At 61.3% G+C, this 14,138-nt stretch carries 16 protein-coding genes and 2 pseudogenes; 8 read left to right on the forward strand and 10 right to left on the reverse strand.

Features of this window, described 5'->3' with window-relative positions; genetic code table 11:
* Positions 1–130: 130 nt before the first annotated feature.
* From ACXRVY_RS06750 to ACXRVY_RS06765, 4 genes and pseudogenes are all read left to right on the forward strand, one after another.
* Positions 131–346: pseudogene (locus tag ACXRVY_RS06750) on the forward strand (methyl-accepting chemotaxis protein); the annotation flags it as partial.
* Positions 347–443: 97 nt separating this feature from the next.
* Complete coding sequence (locus ACXRVY_RS06755; protein ID WP_057714235.1) at positions 444–848, forward strand: antitoxin Xre-like helix-turn-helix domain-containing protein; 405 nt, start codon at positions 444–446, stop codon at positions 846–848.
* On the forward strand, positions 842–1,534 hold the full coding sequence (locus tag ACXRVY_RS06760) for an RES family NAD+ phosphorylase (protein ID WP_458237150.1): 693 nt from the start codon (positions 842–844) through the stop codon (positions 1,532–1,534). Before ACXRVY_RS06755 ends, ACXRVY_RS06760 begins: the two co-directional genes overlap by 7 nt.
* Before the next feature lie 253 nt (positions 1,535–1,787).
* Complete coding sequence (locus ACXRVY_RS06765; protein ID WP_223463430.1) at positions 1,788–2,150, forward strand: hypothetical protein; 363 nt, start codon at positions 1,788–1,790, stop codon at positions 2,148–2,150.
* Between the two features lie 77 nt (positions 2,151–2,227).
* On the opposite strand, the gene ACXRVY_RS06770 is transcribed toward ACXRVY_RS06765, so the two are convergent.
* The gene (locus tag ACXRVY_RS06770; RefSeq protein ID WP_223463431.1) at positions 2,228–3,319 is read right to left on the reverse strand and encodes a DUF1615 domain-containing protein; all 1,092 of its coding nucleotides are present in this window, start codon (positions 3,317–3,319) and stop codon (positions 2,228–2,230) included.
* Between the two features lie 137 nt (positions 3,320–3,456).
* Here ACXRVY_RS06770 and ACXRVY_RS06775 point away from each other — a divergent pair, with 137 nt between their 5' ends.
* Complete coding sequence (locus ACXRVY_RS06775) at positions 3,457–4,992, forward strand: FAD-dependent oxidoreductase (protein ID WP_458237151.1); 1,536 nt, start codon at positions 3,457–3,459, stop codon at positions 4,990–4,992.
* A gap of 54 nt (positions 4,993–5,046) precedes the next feature.
* On the opposite strand, the gene ACXRVY_RS06780 is transcribed toward ACXRVY_RS06775, so the two are convergent.
* Positions 5,047–5,757 (reverse strand): glutathione S-transferase family protein, encoded by a 711-nt coding sequence (locus tag ACXRVY_RS06780; protein ID WP_223463433.1) that lies wholly within the window; start codon positions 5,755–5,757, stop codon positions 5,047–5,049.
* Positions 5,758–6,119: 362 nt separating this feature from the next.
* Between ACXRVY_RS06780 and ACXRVY_RS06785 the strand changes: the two genes are divergently transcribed.
* The gene (locus ACXRVY_RS06785) at positions 6,120–6,791 is read left to right on the forward strand and encodes a histidine phosphatase family protein (protein WP_458237152.1); all 672 of its coding nucleotides are present in this window, start codon (positions 6,120–6,122) and stop codon (positions 6,789–6,791) included.
* Positions 6,792–6,928: 137 nt separating this feature from the next.
* Here the strand turns inward: ACXRVY_RS06785 and mnmH are convergent, their stop codons facing one another.
* The 5 genes from mnmH to ACXRVY_RS06810 form a co-directional block, all read right to left on the reverse strand.
* Positions 6,929–8,032, reverse strand: a complete 1,104-nt coding sequence (mnmH, locus tag ACXRVY_RS06790) for a tRNA 2-selenouridine(34) synthase MnmH (RefSeq protein ID WP_223463435.1) — start codon at positions 8,030–8,032, stop codon at positions 6,929–6,931.
* A complete protein-coding gene (gene selD, locus ACXRVY_RS06795; protein ID WP_223463436.1) occupies positions 8,032–9,066 on the reverse strand; it encodes a selenide, water dikinase SelD in 1,035 nt (344 codons plus the stop codon). The genes mnmH and selD overlap by 1 nt, the downstream gene beginning before the upstream one ends.
* Positions 9,067–9,154: 88 nt before the next feature.
* A complete protein-coding gene (locus ACXRVY_RS06800; RefSeq protein WP_223463437.1) occupies positions 9,155–10,111 on the reverse strand; it encodes a quinone oxidoreductase family protein in 957 nt (318 codons plus the stop codon).
* 28 nt (positions 10,112–10,139) lie between these two features.
* On the reverse strand, positions 10,140–10,313 hold the full coding sequence (locus tag ACXRVY_RS06805; RefSeq protein ID WP_223463438.1) for a DUF1427 family protein: 174 nt from the start codon (positions 10,311–10,313) through the stop codon (positions 10,140–10,142).
* 106 nt (positions 10,314–10,419) lie between these two features.
* Positions 10,420–11,199 (reverse strand): AraC family transcriptional regulator, encoded by a 780-nt coding sequence (locus ACXRVY_RS06810; protein ID WP_223463439.1) that lies wholly within the window; start codon positions 11,197–11,199, stop codon positions 10,420–10,422.
* 146 nt (positions 11,200–11,345) lie between these two features.
* On the opposite strand from ACXRVY_RS06810, the gene ACXRVY_RS06815 reads away from it, so the two are divergent.
* Positions 11,346–11,573 carry a DUF6555 family protein gene (locus tag ACXRVY_RS06815; protein ID WP_057714008.1) on the forward strand — a complete coding sequence of 76 codons (228 nt, stop codon included), beginning with the start codon at positions 11,346–11,348 and terminating at the stop codon, positions 11,571–11,573.
* Between the two features lie 35 nt (positions 11,574–11,608).
* On the forward strand, positions 11,609–11,887 hold the full coding sequence (locus ACXRVY_RS06820) for a hypothetical protein (RefSeq protein WP_223463440.1): 279 nt from the start codon (positions 11,609–11,611) through the stop codon (positions 11,885–11,887).
* A 27-nt stretch (positions 11,888–11,914) separates the two neighbouring features.
* Here ACXRVY_RS06820 and ACXRVY_RS06825 read toward each other — a convergent pair whose 3' ends face one another.
* The 3 genes and pseudogenes from ACXRVY_RS06825 to ACXRVY_RS06835 form a co-directional block, all read right to left on the reverse strand.
* Positions 11,915–12,070, reverse strand: coding sequence for a metallothionein (locus ACXRVY_RS06825; protein ID WP_150814244.1), 156 nt, complete (start codon positions 12,068–12,070; stop codon positions 11,915–11,917).
* Positions 12,071–12,323: 253 nt separating this feature from the next.
* Positions 12,324–13,145, reverse strand: coding sequence for a methyl-accepting chemotaxis protein (locus ACXRVY_RS06830; RefSeq protein WP_458237153.1), 822 nt, complete (start codon positions 13,143–13,145; stop codon positions 12,324–12,326).
* 36 nt (positions 13,146–13,181) lie between these two features.
* A pseudogene (locus ACXRVY_RS06835) lies at positions 13,182–14,006 on the reverse strand (cache domain-containing protein); the annotation flags it as partial.
* Positions 14,007–14,138: the final 132 nt, after the last annotated feature.

Below are 14,138 nucleotides of genomic sequence, written 5' to 3' on the forward strand. Positions count from 1 at the left end.
CCCCCAGCCCAGATCCCGTCCGCTGGTGCCGAACCTGCCGAGCAAAACCGGCAACAAGTCCGGTGGCTTGCGCGGTAACTATCCGCCGAAGAAGTCGTAAGGACCTCGGGTGCACGACAGGCTTTGCAACAGCGATATCTCGCAGATCGATGAGCTCAACGGGCGGATTGTCACCACCCCCCGCGAACAGTCCACGGCGAGTTTCGAGATTGTCGGGCGCTTGCAGTCGGTGCAGAGCATTGCGCAGAACACGGCGGATGATGTGCAGACGCTGGCACTGAGCAGTCGGCGCTTGCCGCCTATTGCGACTCGGCTGGATGCGTTGGGGCGGACGTTTCATCAGTGATGTTCGACGCGGGAAGTTTTCCATTGGTCGAACCGATTTGATCTACAGAATCAACAAACCTATATTTGAGTCCATGGACTCAAGATAGGTATTGATCATGGCCGTCCCCCTGCAACCCCAATCCTTCAGCAAAAACCAATGCGTCACCGGCCTGCGCGCCGCCGTGAGCATTCTGGAAAAGTGGAAAGCCACCAGCGACCAGGCCTGTCGCATCTTGCGTATTTCCCGCAGCACCTACACCCGCGCCCGGCAGCGTGACCCGGATTGGGCGGTGGCGCTGGATGCGGACCAGATGCAGCGCATCAGCTTCGTGCTGAACATTCATGCGACGTTGCGGCTGGTGTTTGACAACCCGGATAACGTGTATGGCTTTGCCTCGATGGCCAACGACAACGAGTTTTTCAACGGGCGCTCGCCGCTGGAGATCATGGCGCAGGGCGACATGATTTCGCTGTATGAAACCTTCCGCCGCATCGACATGCTGCGGGGTGCGCAATGGTGATGGCGAGTGAGCTGACCGCGTTTGCCGGTCAGTCGTTGCAGGCTTATCGCCTGGTCAATTCGAAATTTCCGCCCATTGCGTTGTTTGATGACGTGGCGGACGCGGATGAGTTTGAGCTGTTGTTCGAAATTCAGGCGCTGACCAATCCGCGGTTGAAGAATGAGCTGGGTCAGCTTGAGTTGATTGCGCGCAGCGAGATTCCGTTCGGGATTGCGGGTTGCTCCTACGCGATTGCGCCATTCACCCACGTCAACCCGGCGGGTTCGCGCTTCAGTGACGGCAGTTTTGGCGTGTTGTACCTGGCGGACTCGATGGAAGCGGCACTGGCCGAGGTGCGGCATCATCAGGCTCTGTATTGGTCGAAGGTGCCGAGCCTGAACTATGAGCGTTTTGTGTTTCGGGGGTTGGCGTGTGCCTTTGGCGATRCAGGGATGAAGGATGCCACCGCCCTGCCGCTGACCGATCCGGTTTATGCGCCGGAAGATTACAGCAACGCCCGGCGCCTTGGCCTGGATGTTCGCAAGACAGGTTGCCCTGGACTGCGTTATCACTCGGTGCGGATGCCGGGCAGTCATTGTTGGGCGCTGATGACGCCGCGGCCTGTTTCGTCGATTGTGCAGACGGCGCATTACGAGATGGTCTGGAATGGGCAGATCACCAGCGTGAGTCAGATAAGCGAAGCTTAAACCCCGTTGTCAGGCACATGAAAACCTGTGGGAGCGAGCTTGCTCCGGGCGGCGTTCCGACGATTGCTGTGTGTCAATCGACACATATGTTGAATGTGAGACTGCCATCGCGAGCAAGCTCGCTCCCACATTAGGGGTGTTCGATCCATTGACTGCGTCGATAGTCACCATCATTTCAATGAAGTTCTCTTAAAAAATCCCCGGCGTAACATCTGCTCCATACCCACCCATCAGCACCCCGGAGCACACCATCATGAAACGCCAGACCCTCCTCAGCATCGCTTTCTCGGTTTTCGCAGTTAACGCTTTCGCCGCWACYTCTGCTCAACCTGTGGTCGCTGAAGGCGGCTCGGATCGTCTGATTGAAAGCCGTGTGGCCGAGGGTGGTTCCGATCGCCTGATCGAGAATCGTGTGGCCGAAGGTGGTTCAGATCGCCTGCTGGAAAAACGTGTTGCCGAAGGCGGTTCCGACAAGCTGCTGGAAAACCGCGTCGCTGAAGGCGGTTCCGACAAACTGCTGCAGAACCGCGTTGCTGAAGGCGGCTCTGACAAACTGCTGGAAAACCGCGTTGCCGAAGGTGGTTCCGACCGTCTGATCGAAAGCCGCGCTGTCTGAATGCAGTGCTTTACCGCAGGACTCAACGAAAACCCGGCCTCACCCGTCGGGTTTTTTATGCTTTTTTTGCGCCGCGATTACTTCCCTGCCCGCGCCATGCAGCGCTGGTAACGTTCATCGACCCGTTTGGCGAACCACGCGGTGGTGAGTTTTCGGGTGATTTTCGGGCTTTGCAACACGATCCCCGGCACCACTTCACGGGGTAACGGCCGGCCCTCGGCCCGTTCGGCCAGTTCGAAAACCCGCCGATAGAGTTTGCTGTCTTCGAAAGCCAGGGTTTTCCCCTCCTCCAGTTGTTCGCGGATCGTCGGATTACGCATGTCCAATTGCTTGCCGAGGGTGCGCACGGCCAGTTCCGTGGTGCCGGGCATGATCGAACCGTAGTTCACCAGATCGCCATCCAGCGCCAACGGAATACCGGACGCCCGGCTCACTGCGTTCTGAAACGCGGCGTTGCGACTGGCGTACCAACCCGCGTTGAAGTCGGCAAAACGGTACAACGGCTGCGGGTAGCTCACCGGGTACCCAAGCAGATGCGCGATGCCGAAATACATGCCGCCGCGCCGGGTGAACACTTCATGACGAATCGAACCCTTCACCGGGTATGGATAGCCCTTGGCCTGCTGCTCGGCAAAATCAATGCCGACCTGCATTGGTCCGCCGGTATGCACCGGGTTGAAGCCGCCGAACAGTTTTTTGCCCATCGGCACCATGTCGATGAAGTCGTCGAAAATCGCACTCAGTTCCTTTTCACTGCGCGCGGCATTCAGGCGGTCGCTGTAGCTTTTGCCATTGGGCGAATCGAGCTTCAGCGCACCGCTCACCAGCAGGCCGGGAATGTGCGCCCTGGCGGCGCGACGGTCGATCTCGTCACGGGCGATCTTGCCCAGCCCCGGCACGCTCGGATCGACCTGAAAAGTCGACTCCTGTTCGGTCACGGCCAGCACCGAGCACAGGTTTTTCGTGGTCGGCGAGATGTCTTGCGCGGTAAATGCCACCTGGATATCCGTGGCCCAACCCTGGGGATCGGCAGCCTTCGCCGGCAGCAAACGCACAATCTCGGCCTTCACTTGGGCCGGAGTGCGCGCCGCCGGCTCCTGGGTCCGTTGGCTGCCGCAACCGGCCAATACCAGCAACACGCCGACGCTTGTGATCAATCTGATTTGCATGTCGCTCCATCTGATCCGTTGGTCCGGGCTAACCATACGACCAATGGCAGGTCAGCCGCTACGGCCGTGGCAGTCCGATGGTTGCCGCCCTCCCCGACTGGACCATACTTGATTCACACAGCGAGGAGGACAGGTTCATGCACCGCAGCGACGTGTTGATCGTCGGCGCCGGCCCGACCGGGCTGGTCCTGGCGTTGTGGCTGAGCAAACTGGGCGTGCGCGTGCGGATCGTCGACAAAACCTCCGCCCCCGGCACAACCTCCCGGGCGCTGGCCGTCCAGGCTCGGACGCTGGAGCTGTATCGCCAGCTCGGACTGGACGACGCCGTGGTGCAAAACGGCCATCAAGTAAAGGCCGGCAACTTCTGGGTCAAGGGTGAGCCCGTGGCGCGCCTGCCCCTGTCTCAGATCGGTGAAGGCCTGACCCCCTACTCGTTTCTCGAGATTTTCCCGCAGGACGAACACGAACGGCTGTTGATCGAGCGCCTGGAAGCCTTCGGTATCACAGTGGAACGCAACACCGAACTGGCAAGCTTCGAGCAAACCGCGGACGGCATCACGGCCACGCTGCATCTGCCCGACGGCCAGCAGGAAATCTGCCAGGCCTGTTACCTGGCCGGATGCGACGGTGCCCGGTCGATTGTGCGCAAGACCCTCGACACCGGGTTTCCCGGCGGGACCTACCAGCAGATTTTCTACGTCGCCGACGTGCAGGCCAGCGGCCCGACATTCAACGGCGAATTGCATGTGGATCTCGACGAGGCGGACTTCCTCGCCGTGTTCCCGCTGGCAGGCACGGGTCGCGCGCGCCTGATCGGCACGGTGCGCGACGAGCGCGCCGAACACGCCGAGACCCTGCGTTTCGAGGACGTCAGCAGCCGGGCCATCGAGCATATGAAGGTGAAGATCGAGCAACTGAACTGGTTTTCGACCTACCGCGTGCATCATCGGGTGGCGGATCACTTCCGCAACGGCCGGGCGTTTTTGCTGGGCGATGCTGCCCACGTCCATAGTCCTGCGGGCGGCCAGGGCATGAACACCGGGATCGGCGACGCCATCAACCTGGCCTGGAAACTGGCGGCAGTGTTGAGCGGCGGCGCCGAGGCCAGACTGCTCGACACCTATGAAACCGAGCGCATCGCTTTCGCCCGCAAACTGGTGGCCACCACCGACCGGGTCTTCACTTTCGTCACCGCTGACGGGCCGATTGCCGATCTGCTGCGTACGCGCCTGGCCCCGTTCTTGTTACCGAAAATGACCTCATTCGAAACCTCCCGTCAGTTCCTGTTTCGCACAGTGTCGCAGATCACCCTGAATTATCGGGGCATGCCATTGAGCACGGGCGTTGCCGGGCACGTGCATGGCGGCGATCGCCTGCCCTGGGCCCATGACGGTGAGGGGGATAACTTTGAGTCACTGAAATGCCTGACCTGGCAGGTGCATGTGTATGGCGACACCAGCGACGAGATGATCGCCTGGTGCCACGAGCACCATCTGCCGCTGCATGTGTTCGACTGGCGACCGGCGTTCGAAGCGGCGGGTCTGGGGCGCAACGGCTTTTATCTGTTGCGGCCCGATACCTATGTGGCGATTGCCGAAACGTGTGYGGACCCGAAAGTGATCGAACGGTACTTCCGTGATCACGGGATCCGGCCGTTTTTTGGCGCGACCTGAAAACACCACAACCCCTTGTGGGAGCGGCGGTGCGCCGCTCCCACAGGTTCTGTATCAACCTGAAACGGGGCTCGGAATCTGCAACCCGCGCACCACCGCCGGCCGTGCCAGGAACCGTTCCAGCACCCGCGTGACATTAGGGAAATTTTCAATGCCCACCAGATCGCCGGCTTCATAGAAGCCGATCAGGTTGCGTACCCACGGGAAGGTGGCGATGTCGGCGATGGTGTAGCGCTCGCCCATGATCCAGTCGCGCCCTTCAAGCCGGCCGTCGAGTACCTTGAGCAGGCGTCTGCTTTCCTCGACGTAGCGGTCACGGGGACGCTTGTCTTCGTAGTCCTTGCCGGCGAACTTGTTGAAAAAGCCGAGCTGGCCGAACATCGGACCGATCCCGCCCATCTGGAACATCAGCCACTGAATCGTTTCGTAGCGCGCTGCCGATTCCTGGGCCAGCAGTTGCCCGCTCTTGTCGGCCAGGTAGATCAGGATCGCCCCCGACTCGAACAGCGCCAGCGGCCGGTCGTCCGGACCGTGGGGGTCGAGGATCGCCGGGATCTTGTTGTTGGGGTTCAACGACAGGAATTCCGGGGACATCTGGTCATTGGTGTCGAAGCCGACCCGGTGCGGTTCATAAGGCAGGCCGATCTCTTCGAGCATGATCGAAACCTTGACGCCGTTGGGGGTTGGCAAGGAATACAGCTGAATCCACTCCGGGTACTGGGCAGGCCATTTGCGGGTGATGGGGAATGCGGACAAATCGGTCATGGGCTGGATCCACGAAGACATTGAGAGTGACGATCATAATGGAGATATCGGGCCAGCGATCCCTTGAAGCCATCGATATCGCTGATAGAGGAGATCAAAAGAGATCACGACGGTTTCAGCGCCATCGGGTGTAGTGTGTCCATTATTTCGAAATATCCTGTCGATAACCTTCGCTGCAACCCGTTGAAGGTTACCGGTACATTGCTGCGTTTTTGGCCGGAATCGAACCAAACGGGCCCAGGGGACTCTGAGCACCACTCCTTTGAAAACGGACCGGTTTCAACGACATGGAAAGCACCAGGAAAATCGTGGTGTAAAGGTTTGTCAGCCTTAACCGAATAGTGCTGAAGATCCCTTTATTCATGAACCTGTTCAATTTTGCCCAACGCTTTAAACATCGCGCTTACCTTTTGTTGCCCGCCTTGTTGGTGGTCAGCGCGTTGTTCCTGTCGCTGGAGTCCGGCCCAAGCCGCGCCCAACCGATGGATGGCACCCAGACGCTGGTGTTCCTGCGCCACGGGGAAAAACCCGCCGGCGGCCTGGGCCAGCTCAMTTGCCAGGGCCTGAACCGCGCCATCGGCCTGGCCACCCTGCTGCCGGAAAAGTTCGGCAAGGCCAACTATGTGTTCGCGGCCAACCCGACCCGTAACGTCGAGGAAGGCGAGTTCGACAATTCCTACAGTTACATCCGCCCCCTGATGACCATCAACCCCACCGCCATCAAGCTGGGCCTGCCGGTGAACATCAACTTTTCCGCCAATGACACCGATGACCTGGCCGAAGAACTGCTCCAGGGCAAGTATCACAACTCGGTCATCTACACCGCCTGGTCCCACGGCTACCTGCCGGAGCTGATCAACACGGTGGCCGGCGAAGCCACCGGCAAGGATGCGAAGATCATCGACGACTGGGAGTCCAGTGATTACGACTCGCTGTATGTGCTGACCCTGACCTGGCACAACGGCAAGGCCAGTTTGCAGAGCCATGTGTACAAGCAGGGTCTGGATAATGGCTCAGAGACTTGCCCGACCTGAGGTTGTGCATTGCCTGATCGGGCCTCATCGCGAGCAGGCTCGCTCCTACAGTAATCTTCTGTGAACACAGTATTTGTGTACGGCGCAGATCCAGTGTAGGAGTGAGCCTGCTCGCGATGGGGCCGGCACAAACAACATCACCCCCGCTGGCTGCCCCGCTCACGCAGATACTCGAGAACCGCCCCCCGCTCCCCGGCAAACTCGATCCGCGCGTCTTTTTTCTCCCGCTGGAACGCATACATCGGATCGTAATACTCGCGCAGCAACCCTTCGATCCAGCCCCGGTGCAGATCCACCGCGCCACTGCGGGCCTGCTCGGCCAATGCCTCTTCCATCAAAACCAGCAGGCGCCGATGACGTTCGCCGCCCAGGCGTTTCTGCACATTGTTCAGGCTCGCCAGCAAGCGTTCGGAAAATAGCGCAAAGCCCTCCTCGCCATGCACACCGATGAATTCGGCGCACAGATCCACCACGTAGTCGCGCAGGATCCGCTCGACCCGACCTTCAAGGCTGTCTTCCAGCCAGACCATCGGAAACTGCTGCATGCCCTGGTACAGCGGCAACGGCAGCGCACAACTGCCCACCGCACGGCTTTCGTCTTCCAATACGAACTGCTCGATGCCCCGGGCGCGTTTTTTCAACACGTCGATGGCCAAGCGGTTTTCGAAATCGATATTCGAGGGTTGGCCCGTGGCGCGCTTGCCGAAACTGGAACCGCGATGGTTGGCATGACCTTCAAGGTCCACGGCGTTGTCCAGTTGCGTGAGCACCTCGGTCTTGCCGGTGCCGGTCATCCCGCCCAGCAGAACGAAATTGCACTGGGTCACGGCTTGATCGAGGGTGTCCAGCAGGAAGGTGCGCATAGCCTTGTAGCCGCCACCCACCCGTGGATAGTCGATGCCGGCTTCGTCCTTGAGCCATTGCTGGACAATCTGCGAGCGCAGGCCGCCGCGAAAGCAATACAGCAAGCCATCCGGATGCGCCCGGGCAAAATCGGCCCAGGCCTGGATGCGTTCGGCCTTGACCGCGCCCGACACCAGTTGATGCCCCAGCACGATGGCCGCTTGCTGGCCGTGCTGTTTGTAGCAGGTGCCGACCCGCTGGCGTTCATGGTCATTCATCAACGGCAGGTTGATCACACCGGGGAATGAACCCTTGTTGAATTCGACCGGCGCGCGGGTGTCCATCATGGGCCGGTCGTTGAGGAAAATGTCGCGGTAATCGGTGTAATCGACAGACATCAAAACACCTCGACCGCGTTGCTCTGTCGCTCGACCAGTTCACCGATCGGCTCCAGGCTCAGGCCCAGCTCAGCGGCCACAGAAAGGAATTGCTCGTTGCCTTCGGGCGTCACGGCAATCAGCAGGCCGCCGCTGGTCTGCGGGTCGCAGAGCACGCGTTTGTGCAGCTCCTGAAGGCGTCCGAGCTTGCTGGCATAGCTGTCGAAATTGCGCAGCGTCCCGCCCGGTACGCAGCCCTGTTCCAGGTAATACTCCACCCCCGGCAGGCGCGGTACGCGGTCATATTCAATGCGCGCCGTGAGCTGGCTGCCGTCGGCCATTTCCACCAGATGCCCGAGCAGGCCGAAACCGGTGACGTCGGTCATCGCGGTCACGGCGTCGAGCTTGCCGAAGCGGCTACCGGGTTTGTTCAGGGTGCACATCCAGTCCCGGGCCAGGCCGATGTCGGCATGACGCAACTTGCCCTTTTTCTCGGCGGTGGTCAGGATGCCGATCCCCAGGGGCTTGGTGAGATAGAGCAGGCAACCGGCGGTGGCGGTGTCGTTGCGCTTCATGTGGCGCTTTTCCACCAGGCCGGTGACGGCCAGGCCAAAGATCGGTTCTGGCGCGTCGATGGAGTGCCCGCCTGCCAGCGGGATGCCCGCCGCGTCGCACACCGCACGGCCGCCGCGTATCACTTCCCGGGCAACTTCCGGGGCCAGCACGTTCACCGGCCAGCCCAGAATCGCAATCGCCATCAACGGATCGCCGCCCATGGCGTAGATGTCGCTGATGGCATTGGTGGCGGCAATTCGACCGAAATCGAAAGGATCGTCGACGATCGGCATGAAAAAGTCGGTGGTCGAGACCACGCCGCGCTCTTCGTCGATGGCATACACCGCCGCGTCGTCGCGCGAGGCGTTGCCGACCCAGAGTTTCGGGTCGAGGTTCTGCGCCCCGCTGCCGGCCAGGATCACTTCCAGCACCTGGGGGGAAATCTTGCAACCGCAACCGGCGCCGTGGCTGTATTGGGTCAGGCGAATCGGCTCGCTCATAGGGGTACCTCATTGGGTCAATGGGGCCGATTCTAGCAGAGCGAAGCATGCGCAAGGCGGTRCACAGCCATGGACTTTGTGGGAGCGGTTAAGGCAGCAGAATCACCTTGTCGCCGCTGCCCTGATTCACCTCGGCATAACGCTCCAGGCCTTCGGCCAGAGGCGATTCGAACAACCCTTGCGGCAATGGCAACAATTCCTGATCGAAAAACCGGCCGAACTGCTCGAGCATCGCCGCACACGCCTGTACCCCGTACAACAACGAGTTGATCCCCACCACTGAGCCACCCTTGCGATACAACGCCAGGGCCGGCAACTGCACGTGACCGTCCACCGGCGCCGCGATGATTGCGATACGGCCGAACGCGGCCAGGGCTGGCACCGAGGCCGGCAGCCAGAAACCGGTGGTGTCGAAAATCACGTCGGCGCCGCCGGCATACACGGCGTTGACCTGAGCCCCGAGGTCTTCGGGTTTATCCAGTTGCAGGGTCTGATAGCCCTGATCCTGCAAGTCCTTGACCTGCTCCGGACGCCGCGCGGCTGCCAGCACCCGGGCACCGCGCACCTTGGCCAGGGCCAGCGCGGCACTGCCGACCGCCCCGCCACCGATGACCAGCAATCGGGTTTCGGCCGTCACCAGGCTGCGCTCCAGCGCATCCCACGCCGTGGTGTACGGAACGCCGAGGCTGGCGGCCTGGGCGAAGCTCAGGTGCGTGGGTTTGAGCGCCACGCCGTTGGCCGGCAGCTTGACGAACTGCGCGTGGGAACCGTCGGCGAAAAAGCCCAGTTCCTTGCCCGTGCCCCAGACTTCCTGACCGATCAGCGCCTGCGGGCCGGCCACGACAACACCGGCAAAGTCACGACCGGGAATCCGCGGCAAGGTGGTGTAGGGAAAACGTCCCAGCACGTTCTTCACATCGCTGGGGTTGAGGCCGGCGGCCTTGATCTGGACCAGCACTTCATCGGCGCCGGGCACGGGGGTCGGCACCTCGACGTAGCGCAGGGCCGAGAGATCGCCGGTTTTGTCGAATTGCAGAGCTTTCATGGGCGTGTCCATTGAATAAAGAAAGGGTTCAGGAGATCCAGCCAGCCACCAGTTCTCGGCCCATCGGCCAGAGTTTTTCGCCGGCGAGCATGCCAAGCAGGCCTACCAACGCGATGGCCGGGGGTGCGGGGGAACGAAAATCCAGGGCGCCGTAGAGCAGACCGACACCCAGACCGATGGCCACAGACACGAGGTAGTTCATGGCAGACTCCGGGGGCAATTGAGGTATGCGCTGAGTCTAGAGGGCGACACCTTTGAGCATCGGCCAAGTGCTTCTGAATTTCGGCCAAAGCCCGGCCTCGGCGAATTCAGTCCTGGTGTTGCGCCACCGGAAACTGCGAAGGGGCAACGCCCAGTTCACGACGAAACATGTCGCTGAAGCTGCTCGGCGAATAGCCCAGCTCCCGGGCAATCGCACTGACCGGCACGCCCTGGATCAATTCGGCTACCGCCGTCGCCAGTTGCACCTGACGCCGCCACTCGGCGAAGCCCATGCCCAGACCGTCCTTGAACAGCCGCGCGAGGGTGCGCACGCTGGCACCGGCGTTATCCGCATGCTGTTCGAAAGGAATATCCAGTGAAGGCGCAGCCATGACCGCCTGACACAAATTCATCAATCGCCGGTCGGAATCGTCCGGCAGCGGAATTTTCAGCAGCGAACGCCTGGCGCGCTTGAGCTCCAGCAGCGCCAGGCCCACCAGCGCGTCGTAATACTCGGGCGCCCCGTCATTGCCCTGCTCCACCAGACCGACGATGAGCTCACGCAGCAAGCCGCCGACCTCAATGACTTGCACGCTGTCATCCAGGGTCGCCGCCAGGGACGGGCGCAAGTAGATATTGCGCATTTGCAGGTCGGACACCACGCGAATTCCATGAAGTACGCCAGGCGGCAACCACACCGCCCGCTGCGGCGGCACCACCAGCGCCTCGTGCGGCGTCTCGACCCACATCACCCCGCTCATCGCATACAGCAACTGGCCCCAGACGTGCTCGTGAGGCTCGATGTACAACCCGCGCGGATAGGTGCGAGCCAGCGGTTGCACGGGCACATCGGTGTCACTCAGGTCAGGGGGTGCGGCGAGGGCCATGGTCTATGTTCATTGGGGGGCGGGAAGGCCCCATGGTAACGAGGCACCGAACTTGTCGCCAGCAACCGCCGCCGTCCGACAAACCGAATGAATTTTCCAGATGGCGCGCGATCCTTTTATGTACAACAGGGAGGAACCGGAGCTTTATGAACAGTGCAAAATTATTCGTCATCGAGTACACCCTCCATGGCGCTCCAAAATCATTCATTATCCGCCTGGAAAAAATGGATAACGCAGAAGCCTGGCATTGGGCGAGCTGCGACGCAGGGGTGGGGCGGATCCCCCGATTCGGACGCGAGAAGGTGCAAAAGACCAGCAAGCCAATGGCAGAAAAGTTCGGCGTGGAAAACGTCAAGTGGCGGCCGGCGAACTGATCACAGGCAACCATCAGGATCGGGGGAGAATGAAAATGACCGCGACACCTGTCAGCAGCCCTGCCCGGCTGGACTACGGTCTGGACACGCTATCGGGGCGCACCAGCAAAAGCGCCGAGTGCCTGATTGGACTGGAACAGGTCGAAAATGACCCATTTTGCTTCGCCATACGCGTCCTGGCACCACTGCCGGAAGATCTGGAGCAAGCGAAGACATTGGTGGTGCGGGTCGAAGGCCGGCGCCTGCAAGGCACCGTCCGCCACAGCGTACGCCTGGAAGATGACAGCCTCAGGCTCGAAGTGGAGCCGGACTAGGCTCCACTTTTGCGTATGCCGTGGTTATCAGTGGGCACACTTGCAGCCTTGGGAAGCGCACTCTTCGCCATGCTCGTGATGCTTGGCACAGGCTTCGCAGCAATAGTGCTTGCCGTGGCGCACGATCGGGTGCTCGCCGAGCTTGCACGAACACTTCGGACAATCGCATTTACGGTCGGTCATGGGGTTGACTCCTAGGGTAGTGGTCGTCGGGGGGCTTGCGATGTAACCCGCCTTACCAAGTGTAGGAGTTGAGTCGAAAGGTGCGTGGAACTCCGTCCAGGCTGGTTGCCCGGCAGGTTCCGAACCCCACTTTCCCTGTGGGAGCGAGCTTGCTCCGGGCGGCGCTCCGACGATAGCGGTGGCTCAGCCAACATCAATGCTGAATGTGCTGCCGCCATCGCGAGCAAGCTCGCTCCCACAGGTTGCAAACCAGTCAGATCCGGAATTGCCCCACCAGACCGCCCAGGCGCTGACCGAGGTCGGCCAGGCTACGGGAAGTCTGCGCGCCGAGCTGGGTTTCGTCGGCGACGCTGTCCRCCGCCACGGCAATCTGATGCACGCTGCGATTGATCTCTTCGGCCACGGCGGTCTGTTCTTCGGCGGCACTGGCGATCTGCGCGTTCATCGAATTGATGGTCGCGATCAGCTGCGCCATGGCGTCCAGCGAAGCCCCCGCCTCGTTGGCCTGGGCCGAGGTGCCGTCGCCGGCTTCGCTGGAACGACGCATCGCCTCCACCGCCGACCGGGTGCCGGCCTGCAAGCGGTCGATCATGCCCTGGATTTCCTGGGTGCTGATTTGCGTGCGGCTGGCCAGCGCCCGCACTTCATCGGCCACCACCGCAAAGCCGCGCCCGGCCTCACCGGCGCGGGCGGCTTCGATGGCCGCGTTGAGCGCCAGCAGGTTGGTCTGCTCGGCAATCGAGCGAATCACCCCGAGCACGCTGACAATCGACGACACGTCTTTTTGCAGGCTGTCCAGGGACACGCCGCTGCTGCGGATGTCGTCCACCAACGCATGAATTTTCTCGATGCTGCCGGCCACCACACGCTTGGCTGCCTGCCCTTCTTCGTCGGTCTGCTGGGCGGCGACCGCGGCGCTCTGCGCGCTCTTGGCCACTTCCTGGGCGGCGGCCGACATTTCGTTGATCGCCGTGGCCACCTGATCGGTCTCATGGCGCTGCCGCTCCATGGCCTGGTCCGAGCGATTGGCCTGGTCGGACACCTGATTCACCAGCCCGGTCAGTTGCGAGGTCATTTCGGTGATCTGCCGTACCAGGCCGTGGATCTTGTCGACGAAACGGTTGAACGAGCCGGCCAGCTCACCGAGTTCGTCCTGGCTGGTGATGGTCAGGCGGCGGGTCAGGTCGCCCTCGCCTGCCGCAATGTCGTCGAGGTTGGCTTTCATCAGATGCAGCGGACGCAGAATGGTGTTGGCCAGCAACATCCCGGCGGCAGCGATCACCAACAGCACCACGATCGCCACGCCGACGATGCTCAGCACCATGCCTTGCATGCGCTCCTGGACCTTGGCTTCGACCACCGCCACTTGCGCTTCGATGCCGTCGAGGTTGACCGAGGTGCCGACCGCCATGTCCCACTTCGGCAGGTATTCGGTGTAACCGAGCTTGGGCACCAGCACCTGGGTATTGCCGGGCAATGGCGAGCTGTATTGCAGGTAGTGCGTACCGTCCCTGGCGACTTTCACCAGGTCGCGGTTGACGTAGACACCGTTCGGGTCGCGGTTGTCCTTGAAGCTCTGGCCCACGCCTTCGGGGCTGTTGGCCTTGAACAGGCGCACGGTGTTGGAGTCGTAGCCGAAGAAGTAGCCGTCCTTGCCATAGGTGATGCTCGACAGCAGCTTGATCACCTGGGCCCGCGCCGTCTCATCGCCGGGCGCGGCCGCGTCGTAGAGCGGTTTGATCGTGGTCATGGCCACGGCCACGTAGCTTTGCAAGGTCGCCTTGGCATCGCTGAGCAGGCGCTCGCGGGTCTGCTCGACTTCCTTGCGCGCCTGATCCTGCAGAATGAACAGCGTGGTCAGGCTGATGACCAGCGCAAACAGCAACACCGGAAGGACGGCAAGGGACAGGACTTTGGCCTTGAGGCTCATGCGCATGACGTTCACTCTTTTGATTTTGTTAGCGTGGTTAAAAGCTTTAACGGCACGCCGGGTCAAAAGTTGAACGCAGTCAGTCGGACCAATGAAGATCCCTTGTAGGAGCGAGCCTGCTCGCGAAGGTGTGTCAGC

Source organism: Pseudomonas sp. P5_A2_2, from assembly GCF_054177685.1.